Raw genomic sequence first — 23,309 nt, 5'->3', positions numbered from 1 at the left:
CTCCATGACCCTGACAAAAGCGGATCTTGTTCAAAAGGTATATCAAAATCACAATTTCACCAAGGCCCAGGCTGCCGAGGCCGTGGAGGCTTTTCTGCGCATTGCCAAAAAATGCCTGAATACCGGTGAGGATCTATTGATCAGTGGTTTTGGCAAGTTCAATGTGAAAAAGAAAAATGCCCGGCGCGGGAGAAATCCCCAGACCGGTGATGAACTGATTCTGGATGCCCGGAAGGTTGTGACCTTCAAACCGTCCGGACTTCTGCGTTCCAGGATTAACGGAGAATAGCGGCCTTTACGGGGTTGTGCATTTTCGACGCTGACACGTTTATCAAGACGGGTTGTGTTTCCCTTGGCAGCAAGGAGGCAACCCGTCTTTTTTTTTACTTTTTTTCTATGTCTCGGAATGCTTTGCTGCATTTAACCGGCAGAGAGAGGGAGAGGATATGGCTTGGGAGAAGAAACGTCTTGTGGAACTGGCCGCCCTGGTCCAGGGGGAGCTGGTTGGCGATCCCGAGGTGCTCATTGGCGGCGTTGCCGATTTTGATAACGCTGTTGAGGGCGAGATAACCTTTGTTGCCGATTTGAAACGCGGGGCCCGGCTTGACGAATGCAAGGCTTCGGCGATCATTGTGCCGGCCTCGGTCACCGAGATCAGTACTCCGGCGATTCGGGTCAAGAACCCCTATCTGGCCGTGGCCCGCATCCATTCCCTGTTTGTCGAGGAGCCGTTTGTTGCCACTGGCATTGATGCCCGGTCGGTTGTCGGCCGGGCTTGTCATATCCCTGCCGAGGTTGCCATCGGTCCGTTGGTCTCTCTTGGCAACCGGGTCCGGCTGGGGCAGCGGGTCACCCTGCATCCGGGGGTGGTGGTGTACGATGATGCCGTCATTGGCGACGATGTGGTGCTGTATGCCAATGTGACGATTGGGCACCACTGTCAGATCGGGAACAGGGTTATCATCCACAGCGGGGCGGTGATCGGCAGCGACGGCTTTGGCTACGCCACCGACGGAAACGGGCACCACGTCAAACGGCCGCAGGTTGGCATGGTTCAGATTGATGATGATGTGGAGATCGGCGCCAATACCTGTATTGATCGGGCCACCTTCGGTAAAACCTGGATCAAACGGGGAACGAAGATCGATAACCTCGTGCAGCTTGGCCATAATGTGGTCATCGGCGAGGACGCCTTGCTTGTCGCCCAGGTGGGCATGGCCGGCAGTGTTACCACCGGCAACAATGTGATTCTCGGCGGGCAGGTCGGTCTTGCCGGGCATATCCATCTCGGGGACCGGGCAATGATTGCGGCCAAGTCAGGGGTGCATAGCAACCTGGAGCCCGGCGCCATCGTGGCCGGTATTCCGGCCATTTCCCATAAAACCTGGCTGCGCGCCAGCGCCGCCTATGCCAAGCTTCCGGAAATGGTGCGGGAACTGCGGGAGCTGCGGCGGAAGGTGGCCGAGCTGTCCCGGGCCATGACCCCGGGCCAAGATGATAGCCCTGGCAACAATGAGTAACCCATCGGTCTGATTGCTGGAAATAAAATGGTCTGGCAGTGGTTGGCTTCGTAAAAAGAGAGGAGAGGTGGCATGAATTCTGATCTGCAACAGCTTGATATTCTGGAAATCCTGAAGATTTTACCGCACAGGTATCCCTTTCTCATGGTGGATCGCATTGTTGAGATGCATCTCGGCGAGTCCATCCGGGGATACAAGAACGTGACCATGAATGAGAATTTTTTTCAGGGCCATTTCCCCTCGCAGCCTGTCATGCCTGGGGTCTTGATCCTTGAGGGCATGGCCCAGGTCGGGGCGATTCTTGCCTATGTCACCGATCCCGAGGCGGTTGCCAACAAACTCGTCTATTTTGCCGGTCTTGAGGGCGTGAAATTTCGGCAAAAGGTTGTGCCCGGAGACCAGCTGTATTACGAGCTCTCGGTGACCAAACGCAAAGCCAGGTTCTGGAAGATGGAGGGCAAGGCCTTTGTCGACGGCAAGCTCGTGGCCGAAGCCGAACTCATGGCCACCTTTGCCTGAGCCGTCTGTGTACCCCTTTATCCCGTTGTTGATGCCCCACCTAACCAAATCCAAGCGAAGGTGCAATGAACATACATCCTACTGCAGTTATTGATCCCGAGGCCAAGGTTGATGCCTCCACCACTGTCGGCCCCTATGCCGTTATCGAGAAAGGGGTGGTGATCGGCCCTGATTGTGTGATCTGCCCCCATGCCGTGGTCACCGGTTTGACCACCATCGGCGCCCGCAACACCATCGGCTCCTTCGCTAATATCGGTGGGCCGCCCCAGGATTTGAAATACAATAACGAGCCCACCCGGTTGGTTATCGGCGATGATAATCAGATCCGGGAGTATGTTTCCATCCACCGCGGCACCCCGGGCGGCCATGGGGTGACCACGGTGGGCAGCGGCAACCTGCTGATGGCCTACACCCATATCGCCCATGACTGCGTGGTCGGGGATCACGTCATCATGGCCAACGCCGCCACCTTGGGCGGGCATGTCGAGGTCGCCGACCGGGTGATCATCGGTGGACTTACCGCCGTGCACCAGTTTGTTCGGATCGGCGAGTATGCCTATATTGGCGGCATGTCCGGACTCAGCAAGGATGTGCCTCCCTATGTGATCATGGCCGGGATTCGCAACCAGATGCGGGTGACCGGCATTAACCGGATTGGCCTGCGTCGGTCGGGCTTTACCGCGGATGAGATCAAGAAACTGGGGCAGGCCTACAAGATTATTTTTCGCAGTCCGGAATTGCTGCTCCAGGAGGCGCTCGCTAAGACCCTGGAGGAGATTCCCGACTGTGCGCCGGTTGCCAAGCTGGTGAATTTTTTTGCCACCTCGAAACGTGGGGCGGTGCGCATGGCCGGTGATGACGAAGAATAGCATCGGCATCATCGCCGGCGGCGGTCAATTCCCCAAACTCTTTGCCGAGGCTGCCAAGAAAGCAGGGCGCGAGGTGGTGATCGTCGCGCACCAGGGGGAGTCCTGGCCCGAACTCGAAAGCATTGCCGACCGGTTTTGCTGGGTAAAGCTCGGCCAGCTAGGGCGGATCATAAGTTTTTTCCGGGAGCATGGCGTTACGGAAACCGTTTTCCTGGGCGATATCACCAAAACCAGGATTTTCAAGGATGTCTGGCCGGACCTCAAGGGGCTGACCCTGTGGAATAAAATAGACATCCGGCAGGATGATGCGATCCTGCGGGCGGTGGCCGACGCCTTGGAAAAAGAGGGTATCCATGTTCTGGAATCCACCCTCTACCTCAAGGACCTGCTTTTTCCCAAAGGAGTGCTTACCAAGAAAAAGCCTACGGCCGAACAGATGGAGGACATCCGCTTCGGCTGGCAGACAGCCAGAGCCATCGGCGCCCTTGATATCGGGCAGTGCGTTGTGGTCCGGGACCGCACCGTGCTGGCGGTGGAGGCCATCGAAGGCACAGATGCCGCCATTACCCGGGGCGGCACCCTGGGTAAAGAGAAGGGCGTGGTGGTCAAGGTGAAAAAGCCCAAGCAGGATTTCCGTTTCGACCTGCCGGCCATCGGCGGAAAAACCATCGAGACCATGTCTGCGGTCAAGGCCGCTGTCCTGGCGGTGGAAACCGGCCAGGCCCTGCTCTTTGACCGGGAAGCCGTGATCGACATGGCGAACCGGGCCGGGATTGTCGTGGTCGGGGTGGAGGAGTTGGCGGACGGAACCCTGTCGTTGTAGTAACTGTTCAGCAGCGCCACATCTGCTTCGCAGTTTCGCGTGCTCGCTTAGCTGCCATCGGCCTGCTCATGTGCAACAGCACACTTTGCAGACCTCTGGAGTTTATGCCCCGCAGGGGTGCGCATCTGTGGCAGCAGCGAAGCGGCGCTGCTGAGCAGTTGCTTGCTGTAATTTTTTCGTTACCTGTACTCAGTCATCAGGAAGATACCACTCATGAAAGCCATGGTTCTGGCCGCCGGCCTCGGAACACGTCTGCGGCCCTATTCCCTGAAACGCCCCAAACCCCTGTTTCCGGTGCTTGACACCCCCCTCCTGACCCATACCCTGACCCAGCTCCGCCGGAGTGGGGCCGAGGGGATCGTGGTCAATGCCCACCATCTCCGGGAGCAGATCAGGGCCATGCTCCACGGGCAAGGGGATGTCCATGTCCAGATGGAAGAAATGGAATTGGGAACCGGGGGCGGCCTGCGTCTGGCGCAAAGTCATTTTGGCGAGCCCCCCTTTCTCGCGGTCAATGGCGATATCGTCCACGATCTTGACCTGGCCGCGATCTATCGGAGCCATTGCGCCTCCGGCGCGGATGTGACCATGGTGCTGCACGATTGCCCACGTTTCAACAATGTCCGGGTCAATGGCCAGGGTCGGATCCAAGGTTTTTCCGGCCCAGCGGGGAAGGGTGAGCGGCTTCTGGCCTTCACCGGGGTGCAGGTCATCAATCCGGCGGTTCTTTCGCTGATCCCAGAGGGCCTTTTTTATAACATCATCGATTGTTATACTGCCTTGCTCACAAACGGGGGCACGATCCAGGCCTTGGTGGTCGCGGACCATTTCTGGACCGATATGGGCACCCCGGCGGATTATCTGCAGCTCCACGCGGATATTTTGCTGCAGGGAAGGCTGCCTGGATTTTCCTCTGGGTGCGGGGCCAGCCCTTTTTATCTCGCAAAAGACGTGGCGCTCGGAGCAGGGGTCTCGTTTCAGGACTGGGTCGCCATCGGACATGGGGCGACCATCGGTGAGGGGGCGAGCCTTACCCGGGTTGTGGTCTGGGATGGAGCCAGGGTTGCCCCCGGCAGTGTCGTGACCGACAGGATCATCATGGAGGGGGATTAAGGTGTTTACGGACCAACACAGGCAGGCCCTGGCCAAGCTGTTGGCCGCGCAGGGGTTTCCCTCGGAGATTGAGGTGGCGGACAGGATGGCAGGGGATGGCTCTGACCGGCAGTTTTACCGGCTTGCCGTGGGTGGCCTTTCCCTGTTGGCGATCTTGCCCAGCGCCAGCCAACCCCAAGGCATGGCCGAGGCCCGAGCCGCTTATTTAATAGGGCAGCATTTTTTCAGATGTGGGGCAGCGGTGCCGCGGATCTACGGTTTTGCCGAGGACTGCGGTCTTATTCTCTGCGAGGATTTAGGCGACACCAAACTCCATGATCTGGTTCTTCAGCAGGGGGCGGAGGCGCCGGAGGTGGAGTCCTACTACCGTCAGGCCCTGGCCGTCCTGGCCCATTTGCAGACCGAAACGCGCCATGGCTTTCAGTCGGGCTGGTGCTGGGATACCCCCCGGTATGACCGCGAACTCATGCTGGCCAGGGAGTCCGGTTATTTTCAAAAGGCCCTGTGCGAGGATTTTTTTGGGATGAGCGATTTGCCCCAAGGGCTTGGTCAGGAGTTTATTTTTCTGGCGGAACGGGCCATGCAGGAACCCGCCGATTTCATTTTGCACCGGGATTTTCAGTCGCGCAACCTCATGGTATGTGAGGGAAAAATCAGAATTATTGATTTTCAGGGTGCCAGAATGGGGCCGTTGGGGTATGATCCCGCCTCCCTGCTCATCGATCCCTATGCCGGTTTGTCCTTAGATCGGCAGCAGGCCCTCCTTGGTTGTTATCTGGATGCCCTCGCCTCTCACATTCCCCTTGACCGGGGACGATTTATTGAGGGATATTACTACATGGCTCTGCAGCGCAACCTGCAGATTCTGGGAGCTTTTGCCTTTCTTTCGAAAAACCGGGGGAAACAATTTTTTCGGCAGTTCATCAAACCCGCCGCCACCAATCTTCACGAACATCTGGCTGCGCCGCAGGGGCGGGATTTCCCTTCTTTACGCTCTTTGGTGGAGCAGGTAAGAAATTTTCTGGAAGCCGTCGTTTGAAAAGCGCAGTGCCGCTTGTGCTGTGGTCAACGGTAGTAGCGTAAATGACGATGGTTTTTCCTTAATGGCTTTTTAACACAACACGGAACCCTGTAACTCCCATGCAAACCCGATACCCCATAGTTGCCCTGGTCGGCCGACCCAATGTCGGCAAATCGAGCCTTTTCAATAGATTCGCCAAGCACCGCAAAGCCATTGTCGACCCCACCCCCGGTGTAACCCGTGACCGGCACTATGAACAGGTGACCATTGAGGAGCGGACATTTATCCTGGTCGACACCGGAGGCATCGAGGGTGACGGGCGGGAAATGATGGCCGGCTTGATCCGTGAGCAGACCATGCAGGCCATGCGGGAGGCGGACGTGATCCTCTTCCTGCTTGACGGCAAGGAGGGGGTGCTGCCGGAAGATTACGAGGTGGCGGACTATCTGCGGCGGACTCAAAAGCCGGTGCATTTTCTGGTCAACAAGGTGGACAGCCCGGAGCTTGAGCAAAAGCTGCTCCCCCAATTTTACGAGCTGGGGGTGGATAAGCTCTGGCCGGTTTCCGCGGCGCACGGCTATGGGGTCAAGGCGTTTTTTGAGACCCTGCTCGAGACCCTGCCGGTTTTCCCCGAATCCGAAGACATCCCGCCGGATACCATCAGCCTGGCCTGCCTGGGGCGGCCCAATGTGGGCAAGTCTTCCCTGATCAACCGATTGCTGGGTGAAGAGCGCATGGTGGTCTCGGATATCCCGGGTACCACCAGGGATTCGGTGGACACCCTGCTCACCGTTGGCAATCAGCCGTATCTGCTCATCGATACGGCGGGGATCAGGCGCAAGGGTAAGGTCCAGGAAAAACTGGAGAAATTCAGCGTGCTCCAGGCCTTGGGCGCTCTGGAGCGCTGCGATGTGGTGCTGATTTTGATCGACGCCGGAGAAGGAATCACCGAGCAGGACACCAAGGTGCTGGGCTATGCCTTTGAACGGGGCCGGGCCTGTCTGATCCTGGTGAACAAGTGGGATTTGCTCCATGGGGATGCGAAGCGGCAGAAACAGCTGATGGAGGAGATCACCCGGGCAACGAGTTTTGTCGAATATGCCCCGGTGCTCAAGATTTCCGCCCTTACCGGCGCCGGGATCAAGCAGTTGCTGCCCATGGTTGCGAAGATGTATAAGCAGTATTGCGGCACCTTTTCAACCGGCAAGCTCAACCGAATCTTGCAGGCTGCGTTGGAGAGCCATAATCCGACCATGCACCAGGGCCGCCGCCTCAAGTTTTTCTACACGACCCAGGTTTCCTCCAAGCCGCCCACCTTTATCGTCTTTACCAATTATCCCAAAGGGGTGCATTTTTCCTATCTCCGTTACCTGCTGAACCAGTTTAGGGCCGGACTCAAGCTGGATGCCATCCCCATCAAGATTATCCTCAAGGAACGGCAACGCAAGGAATATGGCTAAAGGCAAGCTGCCGGGCAAGAATTTCGGGTTGTTGGGAGCCAATGGTAAAGGGCTGAGTGGTGCCTTTGCTTTGGCGGTCGAACATGCCGGATGCGCCAGACACCTTGCCCTGCAGGAAGATGCCTGGCGTTTTTTTGTTTCCCGCCTGGCGGAAGGCCTCGCCGAGTTTCTTGAGGCCGGTGCTGACCGCCAAGGCCTTGAGCTCGACAGCCCAGCGGCCACCCCCCCTCTTTCCCAGGATACCCCAGCCGCGCTTGGTCGGGAAGCAGTCCGACTCTTCAGGCAGGAGGCCTTGCCCTTTGCCGACTTCTTCTCTTTTCTCAAATGCCTCCGCCGGACCATACTCAACGATCCTCTCCTGCTGCCCCAGCTTCAGCCGAGCTGCGCTTTATTTTTTGACCGCTTGGAAACCGCGGCCGCCGGCCAGTGGCTCAAGGAAGAGACCAGTTCGGCCCAGCATCGGCTTCGCGAGGCAAGATATTTTATCCTCGATGAAAAAAGACGCTATGCGGCCATCTTCCACCGGATGGCCGAGCCTGCCTGCATTGTTGATCAGCAGGGATGCCTGCTCGATGTCAATGGCGCCTTTGCGAATTTTTTCAAGACGCAGGGCGAGATGCTGTTGGGCAAGCCGTGCTCTCTGTTGTTCGGGCCGTCTGCCTGCAAGGCCTGTGCGCTTGAAAAAAATCTGGCCAGACATGGATCCTTTGCCAATATCGAAGTTGCCCTCCCGGTTGACGGGGAGAGCCGGACGGTCTTGATAAGCGGCTCTTCATTGGGCAAGGTGCGCGGCGTTCCCGGCGGCATTGTCATCTTGCAGGATGTCACCGCGCAAAGGCGGACAGCCCAGGCCCTGAGCGAAAGCGAAGAGCAATTCCGCAGCCTGGTGGAAAATATGCCGGATGTTACCTGGCGGGCGGATGCAGAGGGGATGCTGGTCTATGTCAGCCCCAATGTTCGAAGAATATGTGGCTACGAGCCGAGCGAGCTGCTTGGCCAGAGCATATTCAGCCGCGTTCATCCCGAGAATCTTGCCGAGGTCCGGAAGCGATACGGGCTGCTCTTTGCCAAGAACCGGGAATTTTCCCTCCGTTACCGCCTGCGTCATAAAAACGGGAAATGGTTGTGGGTTCATGACCGGGCCAGGGCTATCGGCGCTTATGCCAATGGGGTCTTTGCCGATATCACCAAGCTTCAGAAAATGGAAAAGGAGCTTCAGGAATATCGGGACTGGCTTGAGGATTTGGTCGATGAACGGGCGCAGGAGGTAAAGACCGTCAATGCCCAGCTGTTGCTGGAAGTGGCCGAGCGTCAGCAGGCGCAGCAGGAGCTGGAGCGGCTGGCGGCAAGTCTCCGGCGTTCCAATGCCGAGTTGGAACAGTTTGCCCATGTGGCCTCCCACGATATGAAAGAGCCGCTCCTGCTGATCGTTGCCTTTGCCGAGCGTTTGTTGGCCAAATGGCCGGAAAAATTTGACGGCAAGGCGGGCGAATATCTTGGGCGGATTCTCAAGGCCGGTCGGCAGTTGCAGGAGCTGGTGGATGATATTCTGCAGCTTTCCAAGGTGCGCAGCTGCGAGCACCCGTTCGGAATGGTTGCCCTGGATGATCTCCTGCGGGAGGTGATGGACGATTTTGAAGAAAGGATCAGACAGGTGCAGGGAAATGTCGGGGTGGGGACCCTTGCGGCCATTGAGGGAGACAGAACCCAACTCCGTCAGCTTTTCCAGAACCTCATTGCCAACGCCCTGAAGTACCGGCAGGCAAACCTGCCTCCCGTGGTTGAGGTGAAGGGCAGAACGCTGCCGGGCAAGATCTATGAAATCACGGTGCAGGACAACGGCATCGGCTTTGAGGAAAAAAACGCGGAACGGATTTTTCAGCCCTTTGTCCGGTTGCATGGCCGCCAGGAATATGAAGGGACCGGCATCGGCTTGGCAACCTGCGAAAAAATAGTCGCCCGGCACGGCGGGAGGATCACCGCCAAAAGCAGGCCCGGAGAGGGCTCTATTTTTATCATCCAATTACCTCTTACCCAGCGCAAGCGATAGTAGGCCAAGGTGTTTTTGCTCTGTGGTGTCGAGCGAACCTGTGCCCATCCTGGGCCTCGTCTCGCCCCAACGCAAAGAAGCAGTTCGCTCTTTTTCTTTCCGGTTTTTTATCTGAAAAAATGCTTCCTTCCACGCCTCTCTTTGGGTATGCTGTACCACATATTGTGGTGGCATCTGTGGTTGGTGCGCCATATCGTGTTTTATTTCCATGATAATCAAGACATTACCCAAGGGGTGCCCGATGGAGTTACCAATCAGTTTTGATGAAGCGCTGAAGGAATGGGAGCGTTTTGAAGAGTATCTTGTCCAGGCCAGGTACGCTATCCGCAACAATAAAACCGGGGTTCCCATGGAAAAAGACATGACCCAGGTGCTGTTGCGCATCAGCAAGCAGTTCAAGCACCCGGCGGTGGCCAAGGCCCTGATCCACGGCACCATCATTACGGCCACCCCCTTTCTGATGAACGGCGGCAACCCCTATACCCGCCGGGCCGGTTATTATTCCTGCTATCCCCTGGGCGATGTGGAAGACTCCACCGATGCGATCTTTGACATGGAACGCGATCTGGTCAGCATCTTCCAGCATGCCGGTGGCGGCGGTATAGACGTGACCAAGATCAGGCCCAAGGGCACCATTGTTGACAACGGGCAGGGGCTTGCCTCCGGACCGGTTTCCTTTGCCAAGGGTTTTTCCCATCTCTCGGAGCGCATCAGCCAGGGCGGCAAGCGGCGGGGCGCCCTGATGATTCAGGCGGACTGGGATATCAAGGACGTCAAGGAGTTCATCTCCTTCAAGGGGGATAATCCCGGCCTGTACACCGGCTGCAATATCTCGCTCAATGTCACCGATGAGAAGTTCTGGGAGAATGAGGAACTCACCACCCTGGTGGCCGAGTACATCTGGAAATCCGGCGATCCTGGCCTGCTTTTCACCCAGAAGAGCCTGGCCAACACCCCGGTGCTGGCTAAGTACAATCCGGTCTATTCCAACCCCTGCGGGGAATACCTTTCCACCAAGGATACGGCCTGCAACCTGCTCACGGTTTGCCTGCCCAAGTGCCTTCAGGAGGACAAGGGAAAATTTTTCGACGGGGTTTTCGAGGCGGCCAGGCTCGCGGCCATTGCCGGCAACGAGATTCTCGACCTGGGCGGCTTTCCCCCCATTGAGCGGATCAAGGCCAACACCCTTAAGTTTAGGCCCATCGGCATCGGCTTTACCGGTCTGCACCATGCCATGAACCATTTTGGTGTTTCCTATGCCGATGAGCATGAGGCGCCGCTTTTTGCCAAGGCGACCCAGTTGGCTCTGATGCTGGGCTCCATGCAGGGCAGTATCGATTACGCCGAGTTTATCAAGAAAGAGGGCAAGCAGAAAAAGCTCACCCCCCAAGAATGGAACATGACCTATGTCGATAAGATCGACAGCGAGGCCCTGGCCTTCATTGAGTCGGATATGCCCAACAAACCCCAGTGGCGCAAGCGGACCTCCGATATCTTCGGCCTCTTGCGCAAGCTCGGCGGCCTGTATAACTCGGTGACCACCTCCCAGGCCCCCACCGGTTCCATCTCTCAGTTGATGCGGGTGGCCTGCACCGGGGTGGAGCCCTATTTCTCCATGATCCAGCGCCGCAAGGTCAAGGATGTGGATGATTCCTGGAAGGAGTTCATCCTCGTGCCCCTGGAGTTTTATCAGTACGAGGAGGAGAAGCTGGAATGGATTGCCGACCAGACCGCGCACAAGATCGAGCCGTACCAGCAGATTCGGATTCTGGAAGCGTGCCAGGCCTTCAATCATACCGCGGTTTCCAAGACCATCAACCTGCCCGCCGACACCACGGTGGCAGACATCAAGAAGATCCTTCAGTATGCCCGGAAGAGCAATCTCAAGGGCGTCACGATGTTCCGCGATTCCTCCATGGAAGGGGTGTTGAGCGATCATGGCTCCAAGCTGGAGGCGACCTGCGAATTCTGCGATATGGACGTGCGCAGCGGCAGCACCTATAAGTTCAGGGGGCCGGCGCCGCTCTATATTACGGCCAATAAGGGCGGACAGGGGCATGTGCGGGAGGTTTTCCTCAACACCACCAAGTCCGGCTCGACTCTGCACGGGATGAGCGAGGCCCTGGGTCGGGTCATCTCCGTGGCGCTTCAGCACGACTATCGGCTGGTGGGCAAGATCGCCCGGACTCTGGAGGATATCTCCTCCGACGGCGCCTGGACCAGCGCCTCGTTGGGCCGGTGCTATTCCATCCCCGCGGCCCTGGCCAAGGTTCTTGATAAGGGCGGAGAGGGCGAGGTGGAGCAGGATCCGGAGCCTTACGCCGAGCCTTCCTCCTATTCTTCCTGTCCGGCCTGCGGCAAGCTGAGCCTGCGGCGCAGCGGCGGCTGCAACCAGTGCATGAGCTGCGGCTACTCCTCCTGCTGAGCGACATGCAGTCAGCTCCGCAACAAGGCAGATACAACAAGGCGGTCATGGCGTTCATGGCCGTCTTGTTTTTTTTCATGGTGGTGGGCGACACCATTATTGGCCGCCATCAACAGGATTTTTTGTTTTCCCGGGCGGAGGATCAGGCCCGCCGCGATCTGCAGCTCATGGCGGCCAATTTTCTTGAGCCGCTTCTCAAATATGATTACGTCTGGATAAACGGCTTTGTTCAGCGCTGGGGCGAGGAACACCAAGAGGTGGTGCGTCTGGCCGCCGTGGATGCAGAGGGCCGGGAGCTGGTTGCCTTCAGCCGCCCCAGGGATGGGGCAAGGGCCTTTCTGGTGGAAGAAAAACTCCTTTTTCAGGGCAAGCACCTGTTGACCCTGCAGATGGAGTCTTCCTCCGGAGAGGTGGATAGCCTTCTGCGCAAGCTCCACTGGCAGCTGGGGGTTGCCTCTTTTCTTCTCACGGCCATCGCCGGGATTGTTCTGTGGTTCACCTTGCGTCGTATCGCCCTCGCCCCCCTGGAAAAGGAAATCGAGCTGCGTCTGGAAACGGAGCAGAAGCTGGCCACGGCCCACCATCAGCTCGAAGAGCGGGTCCGGGAGCGGACCATCGATCTGGAGGATGCCAATCTCCTGTTGCAGAAGGAGGTTCTGGAGCGTCATGCCGCGGAAGAGCAGTTCGCCCGGCTGCATCGGGAGTACGAGCTGATCTTAAACTCCGCCGGGGAAGGGATCTACGGCCTGGACACCGAGGGGCGCATAACCTTTGTCAATTCGGCGGGCTTGCAGATTCTTGGCTATGAGGAAACGGATTTGATCGGCAGCCATCTGCATGATTTCCGGCATCACGTGCGCTGGGATGGCGAACCGTATGACCGGGAGGATTGCCCGGTGTGCGCGGCCTATGCCGAGGGGAAGAAAAACCAGGGGGAAGAAAGCTACTTCGGCAGAAAGGACGGCGCGGTTTTTCCGGTGGAGTTTGTCGGCACCCCCCTGGTGGAAGGCGATAAGGTCATGGGTACGGTGGTGGTCTTTGAAGACATCACCGTGCGCAAGCAGACCGAACGCGATCTGTTGGGGCTGACCGAGACCCTGGAACGGCGGGTCTTGGAGCGCACCGTTCGCCTGGATGCCGCCAACCTGGAATTGCGGGAAACCCTGGGCCAGCTGGAGCAGACCCAGGCCCAGCTGGTGCAAGCCGGGAAGATGGCGGCTCTGGGCGATCTGGTGGCCGGAGTTGCCCATGAGATCAACACCCCGGTGGGTGTGGGTGTAACGGCGGCCTCGCATCTGGAAAGCGAGACCAGGGAGATCACAACGCTCTATGGGGAAGGGCGCATGAAACGGGGTGATCTTGACCGGTATCTTGCGCTCTGTCAGGATGCCGCCAAGCTGATTCTTTCCAATCTGAACCGGGCGGCGGAACTCATCCGCAGTTTCAAACAGGTGGCGGTGGATCAGTCTGGAGAGGGGCGCAGAACCTTTCGGGTCAAGGAGTATCTGGCCGAGGTCTGCCTGAGCCTCCGACCGGTTTTGAAGAATACCGGCCATCGTCTGGAGATCTCCTGCCCCGACGATCTGGAGTTGAACAGTTATCCCGGGGCCTTTTCCCAGATCGTTACCAATTTCATCACCAACTCGTTGACCCATGCCTACGACGAGGATGAAGTCGGCTCCCTGCTTTTTGATATCAGCTTGCAGGGCGGCAATGTCCTGTTCCGCTACACCGACGACGGCAAGGGGATGACCGAAGATCAGGTCAACCATGCCTTTGATCCTTTTTTTACGACCAATCGGAAAAAAGGAGGGAGCGGTTTGGGGTTGCATATCGTATATAATCTGGTGACCCAGAAATTGCTGGGGACAATCGCCTGTGAAAGCAAGCCAGGGAAGGGGACATCTTTTGTGCTTCTTTTTCCGGCCGTCATACCTGGGGGGGTATCGCATGGTTGAATCGGATGAGGCAGTTTTTTTTGCGGATGAACCGGACGGGGCTGTGCCTTTCCGGCAACGGGGTGGGGGCAATGGCACCTGGAAAGTGCTGGTGGTTGACGATGAGGAAGAGGTGCACGCCGTCACCAAGCTGGTTCTCGCTGATTTTTTTTACGAGAACAAAGGGTTGCTTTTTCTCCATGCCTATTCCGGTCGGGAGGCCAGGGAACTTATTGCCGAACACCCCGACACCGCCATCATTTTTCTTGACGTGGTCATGGAGAAAAACGATGCCGGACTCGAAGTGGTCCGCTACATCCGGGAGGAGTTGAAAAACGTCTTTGTCCGCATCATCCTGCGCACCGGCCAGCCCGGTCAGGCGCCGGCCGAGAAGGTAATTGTTGAGTATGACATCAACGATTACAAGGAAAAAACCGAACTCACCGCCCAGAAGCTTTTCACCACCATGGTCGCCTCCCTCCGCTCCTACCGGGATATCCTCACCATCGAGGCCAACCGCAAGGGGCTGGAAAAGATCATCGAGGCGGCCACCTATATCTGTCGGCTCCGCTCGATCAAAAATCTGGCCAGCGGGGTTTTGACCCAGCTGGTTTCCATCCTGCATCTCAGCGAAAACGCCCTCTATTGTCAGACCTCCGGGATCGCGGTGAACAAGGTGCAGGGCAGTTTCAATGTGCTGGCCGCCACCGGGACCTATGAGCCGTATATCGACGCCGAGGCCCGGGGAGATTTACCGGCCAGGGTTCTGGATGATGTCCTGCGGGTGACGGCGCTCAAGCAATCCATCTGCGAGGACAACCGGTATATCGGTTATTTCCGCAGTGAGCGCGGAGAAGAAACGGTTATCTATCTTGAGGGCTGGCGGGATCTCAGCGAGCTTGACCGGAGGATGATCGAGGTCTTTTGCGGCAACGTGCAGGTGGCCTACGAAAACGTGCTCTTGAATCAGGAAATCGAAGGAACCCAGAAAGAGATCATCTACACCCTGGGTGAGCTTGCCGAGATGCGTTCCCTGGAGACGGGCAACCATGTCCGGAGGGTGGCGGAATACAGCCGGGTGCTGGCGGAAAAACATGGTTTGAGCCAGCGGGAGGTGGAGGTGATCCGTCTTGCTTCCTCTATGCATGACGTGGGCAAGGTCGCCATCCCCGACGCCATTCTCAACAAGACCGGGCCGCTCTCCGCCGCGGAATTTGAGGTCATGAAGACCCATACCATCCGGGCCCAGGAGATAATGGGCCTTTCCGATCGGGAGATCATCAAGACCGCCATTATCATCGCCCTGCAGCACCATGAAAAGTTTGACGGCACCGGCTACCCCAAAGGCTTGAAGGGGGAGGCTATCCATATCAGCGCGAGAATCACCGCCCTTGCCGATGTGTTTGACGCCCTGGGAAATGATCGATCCTACCGTGAGGCTTGGGAGATGGAGGCCATCCTTGATCTTATCCGCAGGGAACGGGGCGCGCACTTCGACCCGGTTCTGGTGGATCTCTTTTTTGCCAATATCGACACGATCCTGGAGATCAGGAACAGGCTGGCCGGGTAGCGATTATCGGGCCTTCAAGGCCTCGCCGATGATCGGCCAGACCCGGTGCAGTTCTTCCCGATTGGCAAAGGGGATGGAGAGGTGCAGCTGATCCTGCTCAAAGGAGGGCGAGTGGCTGAGCGTCACCCCTTTGGGCAGCTTGAGTGTGGCGGCAAAGGTGCGGAATTCTTGTTCCGCCGCGGCGAGGCTCGGAAAGCGTTGATCGGTGAGCCACTGCATGAGCCGGGCTGTTTTCTGCGGGATGTTTGTTTCCTGGGGGTCAAGGATTTCCCGCACCTCTGGCTGGCAGAGCAGGGCCATGACCGAGGTGCTGTGTCTGGCCGCCAGCTCCCGGCAGGTGGCGGTGATTTTCTTCTGGTTGCTGACGCTGAGACTGAGGATTTCCATGACCTCGTAGAGGGAAAGGCGGTCGGTGAAATTCAGGGCCAGCAATTCCTTGGCCACTCCCTCGTGTAACCGTCCTTCATGGAGTGCGCCCAGCAGGTGTTCTTCAAGCCCGAGAAGCTGCAACAGGTTCTGCAGATGATGGCGGTGCGGCTCCAGTCCCAAGGCGGGAAGAAACCGGCGGGCTGCTTCGTTCTCATCCAGATGGACGAGGATTTTCTGGAAAAAGATGGCCTGCTCCACCACGGTGATGTCGCCACGGAGCAAGGTGTCTTCCAGATTGATGGCCAGGGCCTCCGCCGGCAGGGTTTCCGCCGGCAGAACCAAGCAGATGGCGGAAATGCTGTGTTGGGTCTGCTGGGCAGCCAACAACCGTCTGCGACCGGTGACGATCTCCAGCATGGCCCTCCCCTGTTCCCTGAGGATGGGGGGGTGGAGAATCCCGGTTCGGGCAACGGACGCCAGCAGCTCCGCGCTTGGTTCCCGTGCTTCTTCCGGAGTCAGGCTGTTGCTGAAATCCTGGAAATTGATGTGCTGGAGATTGACGAGGCTTGAGCGGAAGGTGGGCGGCATTGGCGTTCTCATGGGCTGTTGAAGTCTAGTGTTGCTTGACTCTATGGGAAAAAAGGCCCATCTTGTCAATGAAAAGTTCAGGGATTTTTTCGGAACCTTCCATCGGGCAGCAGCCTTTTGTCACTGGGACGGTTGGGCGAGGAGCGGCATGAAAGTAACCATTATTGCGGCCAGCACCATCTGCGGACGCATCGGCCCCGGCCTGACCGGCAGCCCGGTTGACCGTGGCTTTCTTGAAAAAATGCGGGCGGCAACCGATGCCAGTCTGCTGGGCGCGGAAACCCTGCGCCAGGGTGATCCGGAGATGCGGGGGCCAGGCGGGCATCTTCTGCCCCTGCGGATCAGGGGTTTCATCACCCAGTCCGGCGATATCCCGGTGGTGGGGAGAAAGATCTTCCAACAAGGTGTGCCGCCGCTTATCTTTACCGGTGAAGCAGCGGCGGCGGAATTGCGGCACAGGCTGGGCGGCTTGGGCCAGGTCGTAGTCCTGCCGACCGACTCAGCTGGGGAGCTTTCTCTGGCCGCGGCCCTGGCCCATCTGGCAAAACTCGGTACGGCCTCGCTGCTGATCGAAGGCGGAGGCAGGTTGAACCATGCCTGCCTGCGGCAAGGGGTTGTCGATGAGATTCTTCTTACCCTGACGCCGAAGATTTCCGGCGACCAGGGGGCACCCTCCCTGTGCGGTGGTCCTGGTCCGCTGGGCGAGCCGTTTTTGCCGCTGGCCCTGGTTTCGTGCGAGGCTGCGGAAACCGGGGAGGTGTTTTTGAAATACCGGGTCAACAAGGGGGAATGAGCATGCAACAGGAACTGGCGATCTTGTATTCCGGAGGGACCGATTCCCTCGCGCTCTATGCCCTGGCCAGCGCCGGGCATCATCCAGGTCTGGCCCGGCCGGTGCGCATCCATCTCCTCCACATGCTCAACGGCATGGGGCGTTTTGCCGACTTCCCCAGAAACCGTTTCCTGGCTGCGCAAAAGATCATGCTGGCCAATGCCGCCGATCCTGAGAAAATTCCCGGGGCGGAGATGGTGGAGCTCGACATGGGCAGACTGTTCCAGGGGCTGTGGCTTGACCGCTATGAGGAATACATGCCCCGCTACAACGGGAAAAATCTTGTCTGCGTGGCCTGCAAGCTAGGTATGCATGCGCGGGCCATTATCTATTGCCACGAGCATTTCGTCCCCCATTTCGTGGCCGGGTACACCAAAAAACAGGGCCATTACCCCGAGCAGACCCCGGTCTTCATGGAAAAGATCAAGCAGCTGTCGGCCCGGTTCGGGATCAGCACCACCTTTCCGGTCTACGAGGATTTTGACGACCAGATGATTACCCGGCATGTGCTGGAGGATTTCGGCCTGCCCTCCACGGGCGGGGGCGAGCGGAAATGCCTGTTCTGCCAGACCCTGACCACGGCAACGGAGAAGGAGATCGGCCAGTACCTCGATGACATGCTCCCCCGGGTTGGTGAGTATATTGAACACCGCTTGGCCGGCCGGGTTCGCGAGGCGGCTCTTTGTTTTCCTCCCGGGAACCGGAATGCATAGCTCTCAGACGGTAACGGGCGCAAGATATTTTGCGTGGTTGCGCCGGTTTTTTGTGAATTTCCCCTGCCATTTAAATAAGTTAATCTCTCTTTCTCCTGTTTCGTCAGAAAAAGATTGCTCCCCTTCGCCTCCGCTGTGTGCCCTTGCCCTGTGGGGGTTTGTCTCGAGAAATCATCCCCTTGTCTGTTCCCTCCTGCGCTGGCACCCAATTTGCTAATCATTAACCCAAGGTCAGCTGTGTGCTGGACATGATTTTTCTGCCTTCGCTCTGGGATCAGGAAAGGGGGAAGGATAACTGTTCATTTTTCCAAGGAGGAGAAGGAGTCTATGAAACGATACCGTGTATTCTCGGCGATGCTGGCGGTTTCCGCTGTGGTGGCGGGCGGAGCGGCTTTTGCCGGTGAGGCGCACAAGGCGATCACCGGTCCTTTTGCCACGCCCATGGACGTGACCAAGAAATGTCTGGAGTGCCATGCGGACGCGGCAACGGACATCATGAAAACCACCCACTGGACCTGGGCCAGCGAGCAGGAGATCTCGGGCAAGAAGGGCAAAGTCATGCTGGGCAAGAAGAACGCCATCAATAATTTCTGTATCTCCCTCGATTCCAACTGGCCGCGCTGCACCAGCTGTCATATCAGTTACGGCTGGAAGGATGCCAAGTTTGATTTCACCGATAAAACCAAGGTGGATTGCCTGATTTGCCATGACGGCTCAGGAACCTATAAAAAGGCGCCGCCGGCAGCGGGGATGCCCTTCGGGTTCACCGGCAATCCGGAGTTCGACGCCAAGCCCGTTGATCTGGTGGCTGTAGCCCAGAGCGTTGGTAAGCCGACCAAGAAGAACTGTGTGTCCTGCCATGGTTTTGGCGGCGGCGGCAACAACGTCAAGCACGGGGACATCGATTCCTCCATGGCCAATCCCACCAAGGCCATTGACGTGCATATGGGCTCCGACGGCCTGAACTTCCAGTGCACCGAGTGTCACACCACCCAGAAGCATGAGATTAAGGGCAATGCCCTGGTTGTAACGCCCGGAGGCAAGAATCATCTGGAGTGTACCCAGTGCCACGATGCCAAGCCCCACAAGAATGCCAAGCTGAACACGCATACCGCCACCGTGGCCTGTCAGACCTGCCATATTCCCACCTTTGCCAAGGCCATGCCCACCAAGATGAATTGGGATTGGTCCACCGCCGGTCAGGATATCAAGGTGGACGAGCAGGTGTTCGGCACGGAGAAACGCGACAGCTACGATAAAAAGAAAGGGAATTTCACCTGGGCCAAAGACGTTAAGCCCGCCTACAAGTGGTACAATGGCAACGCCACTGTCTACCTGCGCGGCGAGAAGATCGATCCTGCAAAGGTTACCGAGTTGAACGCACCGGTGGGCAGCATCAAGGATAAGACCGCCAAGATTTATCCGTTCAAGGTGCACACCGGCAAGCAGATCTACGACAAGGAGAACAAGTACTTCCTGACTCCCAAGGTCTGGCCGACCAACAAGGAGGACAAGGACGCTTACTGGAAGAACTTTGACTGGAACAAGGCGGTCAAGGCTGGTAGCGAGGCTTCCGGTCTGGCATACAGCGGCAGCTACGATTTTGCCCCCACCGTCATGTACTGGCGGATCAACCACATGGTTGCCCCGGCCAGTGAGGCCTTAAAGTGCAACGACTGTCATGCCGCCAATGGTCGTCTTGACTGGAAGGCCCTGGGTTACAAAGGCGATCCCATGAAAACAAAAGGCGCCGCCAGGATGAAGATGAAAAAGTAATATTCCTGGTTTTTGCACCATTTTTGAGCCCCCTTCCTCATGAGGAAGGGGGCTTTTTTTGTGCTTTATTCCCATTGGCACGCAGACGAGCACCGGAGAGGTTGCCTAAAAAAGAGTTTGCACTGTCTGAGGCGTAGCCGAGTTTGCAAACTCCCGCCCACGGCGGGACAAGGGACACAGGGGGGCCTTTTCTTCGCCGCTTCGCTGCTGGTTCATTTCTTTGGGCAAGCAAGGAAATGAACATACTGATTTCAAGGGGACTTCCAGGAATTGCAGGAAAGACTACCGATGATTTATGACAAGGTTTTCCGGCGGCGGTGCGCCAGAAAAATATACCCATAGATCATCAGGTTCACCACTATCAGGCCCAGGCCAAGCAGGTAACGCAACTCAATGGTGAGGTTCTCAGGATAGAGAAAGAGGGCAACGTAATGCTCGATGAAGCCTCCTGCATAACCTGCCTCGCCGCCCCGTTCCCGCAAAAAGTTCTCCAGCGGCGTAAGCGGACAAACCCAGTCTGCCCACTCGATCACCACCCCCCAGAGCATGGCAACAAGATGCACCCAGAGGAGGGAGGGGCGGCGCAGCACCAGCAAGCCCCCCAGCACGGTAAAAAGAGTGAAGGCGAGATGGAGCAGGAGGATACAGTCGGCGGTTATGCGGTAGATCATCTTTCGCGTTTTTGCGGACTCTGCTCGGCCAGCAATCTATGCCACTGCTGCGGGAGCGCGCCATTTAATCATTGCGACCTTCATGGCGTCGTTCACGACAAGGCATGCGACCATCGCATAGGCGAAAATCACGAGCGTCTGCCACCAAGGCAATGGCATGAGTCCCGGGAGACCCACGAAGGTCAGGGCGGTGCCCGTGAACGCATCCGCCATGAGTGCCCCCATGAGGGTTTTGCTGGGCATCGTCGTCCAGAACCAGTGGCGTTCCCGCGCAGACACGATGGAGAATACGGCAAAGTAGAGCAGCGTCAGGAAGCTGAAGGTGTAGAGCCCATTGTTGTTGGTCGCCAAGCCGAAACGCAGCCAGCCGACCCACAAGAGGAAAAGCGCCTCCGCGACCATCGCCACGCCCAGCACCACGGACACGGTGATGAAGCCCCCGATATTCCACGTCTCCGGTTTCTTGGACGGCTGAACATGGTCGGTGGCAAGGGCGATCTTCGCGAAGTCCGTCATAAAGACCAGCAGCAGCATGGCAAAGGCGGAGACGACGAACTTGCCGGTCACCACGAAGGCGATGGCCACGAAGGCCGCTTTTAGGATTGTCCGGCTGATTTTGTTGATGACCCACGTCAGGATGCGTTGGTAGATGGTCCGCCCTTGCTCGACCAGGGAGACGATGTTCGTCAGCCCTGGTTCGGTCAAAACGACGCTTGCGGCACCCTTGGCAATGTCGGTGGCGGTGCTGACGGCAATACCCACTTCGGCCTGGCGCAGCGCGGGCGCATCATTGACGCCGTCGCCCGTCATGCCGGTCACATGCCCCGCATCCTGCAGGTGTTGGACCACGATGTATTTGTCTTCGGGATATACTTCGGCGTAGCCATCGACACCGGCCAACAAGTCAACCGGCTCCTTGCCGGCCAGAGCGCTCGCCGCTTTCAGGTCCGCCACCCGCCGGATGTTCGGTAGCCCAACTCCGTGCGCGATTTCACTCGCAACGGCTAGGGCATCGCCGGAGAGCATCTTCACTGAAACGCCGAGGTCGTGCAGTGTCGCGATGAGCTGCTTTGCCTCCGGTCGCGGTGGATCATACAAGGTCACCAAGCCGACCAAGGCAAGGGGGCCTGTCTCGGGGCCCCGCGCCACCGCTAGGGTGCGATAGCCCTTCAGTGCCGATTCGCTTACCTGCGCCTCCAAGGCCTCGATCGCTGGGAGCTGAAGTCCGCAGGTCTGGGCAACGGTGCGCACGGCGCCTTTCATCACGCGCAGCAGTTGGCTGTTTTGTTCGACCACGGCTTCCGTCCGCCGGGTTTTTGCATCGAACGGCGTGAAGGAGACTGGTGTGACCTTGGGAAGGTCGGCGAAGATATGCCGCTCTTTCGCCGCAGCGAGGAACGCCAAGTCGATCGGGTCCTGGTTGGCTTCTTGAGACGCGAGGGCGCCGACAAAGAGCACGTCGGCTTCCGTTGCGTGCTCCAGCGGGATCACGCCGGTGACAGCCAGTTGGTTCATCGTGATAGTGCCCGTTTTGTCCACGCAGAGCACGTCCATCGTTGCGGCATCCTCAGCGGCACTGAGGCGCGTGACCAGCACGCCGCGCTTCGCCAGCTCCTTCGCCCCGAAGGCCATGCTGACCGTGAACATGACGGGGAGAGCGACCGGCACCGCACTCATCAACAGGACCAGCATGAGCGGGATCATCTCAAGAAGCGCCGCGCCGCGGATCAGCGACAGGACGATCACTACGCCGAGCAGCGCCCCGACGATGACGAAGAGCCAACGCACCACCTTGGCCACCACCGCTTCGATGTGCAACTTCGGTCGCGCCTCCTGCACGAGTTCCGTGGTGCGGCCAAAGTAGGTCTTCGCCCCGGTCAGTATTACCACGCCGTTGCCTTCGCCCCGGCGGACGACGGACCCCGACGAGAGCACTTCGCCGGAGGCCTTGTCGGCATCCTGCGACTCGCCGGTGAGGGCAGACTGATCAACACGCAATGTTCCGCTGAGAAGTTTCACGTCCGCCGGGATGATGTCGCCGGGACGCACGCGGACAATGTCGCCTGGGACCAGCGCCCGGGCGGGGATAACCTGCCAGCTCCCTTCGCGCAGCACCCGCGCACTCACCTGTAACCTGAGCCGCAGCGCATCGACGACTCCGGCGGCCCGGCGCTCCTGCATAAAGCTCAACACCGCATTGATAACCAGTAGCGCGCCCACCACGGCAAGATCCGAGTATTTTCGAAGGACGGCTGACAGGATCATGATCAGCTCAAGCATCCACGCCGACACCCCCCAGAATTTCCCGAGGAAGTTGAGAATCGGGTGCTCCTTTTGCTCGGCCACTTCGTTGTAGCCGTGCTCCTTCAGCCGGGCCTCCACCTCCATCCGCGTCAGGCCTGCCTCTGGGTTCACCTGAAGCATCGCAAGCGTTTCGGCAACCGGCGCGGAAGCGATGTCCGGGCCCTTCTTGTTTGATGGCCTTGAGCGCACGATCATGCCTCCCAGAATGAAGCAAAGCTGAGATCCCCGGCGGGCATCATCAGGAGAAAGAAGACGACTGACCCAAGGGACCTTGCAACCAGGGGGGGCACCTGCTTAATTCAATAAATCCCTGCATCCACTTGGTTGTTCTTGGGACAGGGCTGTCGAACTATGGCCAGCGTGGCGGCAATGTCCACCCCTGGGGCTATTCTGATTATAAATGATACTTGAAAGAAAGCGAAACCCGGGCTCGGTAGGCGGTCACCTTGCCGTCTTCGATCTTCATGTCCAGCTTGATGACCTCGGCGACACGGAGATCCTTCAGGCTCTTGCTCGCCGTGTCGATTGCTGTTTGGGCCGCCGCCTCCCAGGATTCGCTGCTGGTGCCCACCACTTCGATGATTTTGTAGACGCTTCCTGACATGGTTGTCTCCTCTGTTTGGGTTTAGGAAAACACTTCCTGCACATTTACCATTTCATGTCGACTTCTTTCGGGGTCTCCTGCATATCGGTGGTACAGCCTGGGGCAACGTGAGCGAACGCCTGAGAAAAAAGGGGCATCCCCAACT

The 23,309-nt window shown here is 58.0% G+C and carries 19 protein-coding genes; 15 read left to right on the top strand and 4 right to left on the bottom strand.

Going from position 1 to position 23,309, the window contains the following annotated elements; translation table 11 throughout:
- The first annotated feature begins 4 nt into the window (after positions 1-4).
- From ACZ46D_RS06580 to ACZ46D_RS06525, 12 genes are all read left to right on the top strand, one after another.
- The gene (locus tag ACZ46D_RS06580; RefSeq protein WP_307633312.1) at positions 5-289 is read left to right on the top strand and encodes an integration host factor subunit alpha; all 285 of its coding nucleotides are present in this window, start codon (positions 5-7) and stop codon (positions 287-289) included.
- A 157-nt stretch (positions 290-446) separates the two neighbouring features.
- Positions 447-1,520 (top strand): UDP-3-O-(3-hydroxymyristoyl)glucosamine N-acyltransferase, encoded by a 1,074-nt coding sequence (lpxD, locus tag ACZ46D_RS06575; protein WP_464929234.1) that lies wholly within the window; start codon positions 447-449, stop codon positions 1,518-1,520.
- Between the two features lie 72 nt (positions 1,521-1,592).
- Positions 1,593-2,039, top strand: coding sequence for a 3-hydroxyacyl-ACP dehydratase FabZ (gene fabZ / locus ACZ46D_RS06570; protein WP_464929233.1), 447 nt, complete (start codon positions 1,593-1,595; stop codon positions 2,037-2,039).
- A 65-nt stretch (positions 2,040-2,104) separates the two neighbouring features.
- Positions 2,105-2,908 (top strand): acyl-ACP--UDP-N-acetylglucosamine O-acyltransferase, encoded by an 804-nt coding sequence (gene lpxA / locus ACZ46D_RS06565; RefSeq protein WP_464929232.1) that lies wholly within the window; start codon positions 2,105-2,107, stop codon positions 2,906-2,908.
- Positions 2,895-3,731, top strand: coding sequence for an LpxI family protein (locus ACZ46D_RS06560; protein ID WP_464929231.1), 837 nt, complete (start codon positions 2,895-2,897; stop codon positions 3,729-3,731). Before lpxA ends, ACZ46D_RS06560 begins: the two co-directional genes overlap by 14 nt.
- A gap of 213 nt (positions 3,732-3,944) precedes the next feature.
- Complete coding sequence (locus tag ACZ46D_RS06555; protein WP_464929230.1) at positions 3,945-4,844, top strand: sugar phosphate nucleotidyltransferase; 900 nt, start codon at positions 3,945-3,947, stop codon at positions 4,842-4,844.
- A gap of 1 nt (position 4,845) precedes the next feature.
- Positions 4,846-5,883, top strand: coding sequence for an aminoglycoside phosphotransferase family protein (locus ACZ46D_RS06550; protein WP_464929229.1), 1,038 nt, complete (start codon positions 4,846-4,848; stop codon positions 5,881-5,883).
- A gap of 101 nt (positions 5,884-5,984) precedes the next feature.
- A complete protein-coding gene (der, locus tag ACZ46D_RS06545; RefSeq protein WP_464929228.1) occupies positions 5,985-7,325 on the top strand; it encodes a ribosome biogenesis GTPase Der in 1,341 nt (446 codons plus the stop codon).
- Positions 7,318-9,375: a PAS domain-containing sensor histidine kinase gene (locus ACZ46D_RS06540; RefSeq protein ID WP_464929227.1), complete on the top strand. Its 2,058-nt coding sequence runs from the start codon at positions 7,318-7,320 to the stop codon at positions 9,373-9,375. The genes der and ACZ46D_RS06540 overlap by 8 nt, the downstream gene beginning before the upstream one ends.
- 241 nt (positions 9,376-9,616) lie before the next feature.
- Positions 9,617-11,800 (top strand): TSCPD domain-containing protein, encoded by a 2,184-nt coding sequence (locus ACZ46D_RS06535; protein WP_464929226.1) that lies wholly within the window; start codon positions 9,617-9,619, stop codon positions 11,798-11,800.
- Complete coding sequence (locus tag ACZ46D_RS06530) at positions 11,770-13,758, top strand: PAS domain-containing sensor histidine kinase (protein WP_464929225.1); 1,989 nt, start codon at positions 11,770-11,772, stop codon at positions 13,756-13,758. Before ACZ46D_RS06535 ends, ACZ46D_RS06530 begins: the two co-directional genes overlap by 31 nt.
- Positions 13,751-15,307, top strand: a complete 1,557-nt coding sequence (locus ACZ46D_RS06525) for a DUF3369 domain-containing protein (protein WP_464929224.1) — start codon at positions 13,751-13,753, stop codon at positions 15,305-15,307. The genes ACZ46D_RS06530 and ACZ46D_RS06525 overlap by 8 nt, the downstream gene beginning before the upstream one ends.
- Positions 15,308-15,310: 3 nt before the next feature.
- Here ACZ46D_RS06525 and ACZ46D_RS06520 read toward each other — a convergent pair whose 3' ends face one another.
- Positions 15,311-16,264 carry a ParB N-terminal domain-containing protein gene (locus ACZ46D_RS06520; protein WP_464929223.1) on the bottom strand — a complete coding sequence of 318 codons (954 nt, stop codon included), beginning with the start codon at positions 16,262-16,264 and terminating at the stop codon, positions 15,311-15,313.
- Between the two features lie 148 nt (positions 16,265-16,412).
- Here ACZ46D_RS06520 and ACZ46D_RS06515 point away from each other — a divergent pair, with 148 nt between their 5' ends.
- From ACZ46D_RS06515 to ACZ46D_RS06505, 3 genes are all read left to right on the top strand, one after another.
- Positions 16,413-17,057 carry a RibD family protein gene (locus ACZ46D_RS06515; RefSeq protein ID WP_464929222.1) on the top strand — a complete coding sequence of 215 codons (645 nt, stop codon included), beginning with the start codon at positions 16,413-16,415 and terminating at the stop codon, positions 17,055-17,057.
- Positions 17,058-17,059: 2 nt separating this feature from the next.
- On the top strand, positions 17,060-17,809 hold the full coding sequence (locus ACZ46D_RS06510; RefSeq protein WP_464929221.1) for a hypothetical protein: 750 nt from the start codon (positions 17,060-17,062) through the stop codon (positions 17,807-17,809).
- Positions 17,810-18,163: 354 nt separating this feature from the next.
- On the top strand, positions 18,164-19,585 hold the full coding sequence (locus tag ACZ46D_RS06505; protein ID WP_464929260.1) for a tetrathionate reductase family octaheme c-type cytochrome: 1,422 nt from the start codon (positions 18,164-18,166) through the stop codon (positions 19,583-19,585).
- A gap of 293 nt (positions 19,586-19,878) precedes the next feature.
- Here ACZ46D_RS06505 and ACZ46D_RS06500 read toward each other — a convergent pair whose 3' ends face one another.
- The 3 genes from ACZ46D_RS06500 to ACZ46D_RS06490 form a co-directional block, all read right to left on the bottom strand.
- Positions 19,879-20,256, bottom strand: coding sequence for a DUF2784 domain-containing protein (locus tag ACZ46D_RS06500; protein WP_464929220.1), 378 nt, complete (start codon positions 20,254-20,256; stop codon positions 19,879-19,881).
- Positions 20,257-20,292: 36 nt separating this feature from the next.
- Positions 20,293-22,755: a plasma-membrane proton-efflux P-type ATPase gene (locus ACZ46D_RS06495; protein WP_464929219.1), complete on the bottom strand. Its 2,463-nt coding sequence runs from the start codon at positions 22,753-22,755 to the stop codon at positions 20,293-20,295.
- Positions 22,756-22,954: 199 nt separating this feature from the next.
- Positions 22,955-23,164 (bottom strand): dodecin family protein, encoded by a 210-nt coding sequence (locus tag ACZ46D_RS06490; protein ID WP_464929218.1) that lies wholly within the window; start codon positions 23,162-23,164, stop codon positions 22,955-22,957.
- Positions 23,165-23,309: the final 145 nt, after the last annotated feature.

It is taken from the genome of Thiovibrio sp. Mzg5, from assembly GCF_055379285.1.
The sequence above is the reverse complement of the archived record's forward strand: the minus strand, read 5'-3'. Positions and strand labels throughout refer to the sequence as shown.

Excerpts from the sequence above, each read along its gene's own strand:
- ACZ46D_RS06495 (WP_464929219.1), bottom strand. The coding sequence starts at position 22,755 with ATGATCGTGCGCTCAAGGCCATCAAACAAGAAGGGCCCGGACATCGCT.
- ACZ46D_RS06500 (WP_464929220.1), bottom strand. The coding sequence starts at position 20,256 with ATGATCTACCGCATAACCGCCGACTGTATCCTCCTGCTCCATCTCGCC.
- der (WP_464929228.1), top strand. The coding sequence starts at position 5,985 with ATGCAAACCCGATACCCCATAGTTGCCCTGGTCGGCCGACCCAATGTC.
- ACZ46D_RS06505 (WP_464929260.1), top strand. The coding sequence starts at position 18,164 with ATGCTGGCGGTTTCCGCTGTGGTGGCGGGCGGAGCGGCTTTTGCCGGT.
- ACZ46D_RS06560 (WP_464929231.1), top strand. The coding sequence starts at position 2,895 with ATGACGAAGAATAGCATCGGCATCATCGCCGGCGGCGGTCAATTCCCC.
- ACZ46D_RS06510 (WP_464929221.1), top strand. The coding sequence starts at position 17,060 with ATGCAACAGGAACTGGCGATCTTGTATTCCGGAGGGACCGATTCCCTC.
- ACZ46D_RS06515 (WP_464929222.1), top strand. The coding sequence starts at position 16,413 with ATGAAAGTAACCATTATTGCGGCCAGCACCATCTGCGGACGCATCGGC.
- lpxA (WP_464929232.1), top strand. The coding sequence starts at position 2,105 with ATGAACATACATCCTACTGCAGTTATTGATCCCGAGGCCAAGGTTGAT.
- lpxD (WP_464929234.1), top strand. The coding sequence starts at position 447 with ATGGCTTGGGAGAAGAAACGTCTTGTGGAACTGGCCGCCCTGGTCCAG.
- ACZ46D_RS06540 (WP_464929227.1), top strand. The coding sequence starts at position 7,318 with ATGGCTAAAGGCAAGCTGCCGGGCAAGAATTTCGGGTTGTTGGGAGCC.
- ACZ46D_RS06490 (WP_464929218.1), bottom strand. The coding sequence starts at position 23,164 with ATGTCAGGAAGCGTCTACAAAATCATCGAAGTGGTGGGCACCAGCAGC.
- ACZ46D_RS06525 (WP_464929224.1), top strand. The coding sequence starts at position 13,751 with ATGGTTGAATCGGATGAGGCAGTTTTTTTTGCGGATGAACCGGACGGG.
- ACZ46D_RS06535 (WP_464929226.1), top strand. The coding sequence starts at position 9,617 with ATGGAGTTACCAATCAGTTTTGATGAAGCGCTGAAGGAATGGGAGCGT.
- ACZ46D_RS06580 (WP_307633312.1), top strand. The coding sequence starts at position 5 with ATGACCCTGACAAAAGCGGATCTTGTTCAAAAGGTATATCAAAATCAC.
- fabZ (WP_464929233.1), top strand. The coding sequence starts at position 1,593 with ATGAATTCTGATCTGCAACAGCTTGATATTCTGGAAATCCTGAAGATT.
- ACZ46D_RS06555 (WP_464929230.1), top strand. The coding sequence starts at position 3,945 with ATGAAAGCCATGGTTCTGGCCGCCGGCCTCGGAACACGTCTGCGGCCC.
- ACZ46D_RS06520 (WP_464929223.1), bottom strand. The coding sequence starts at position 16,264 with ATGCCGCCCACCTTCCGCTCAAGCCTCGTCAATCTCCAGCACATCAAT.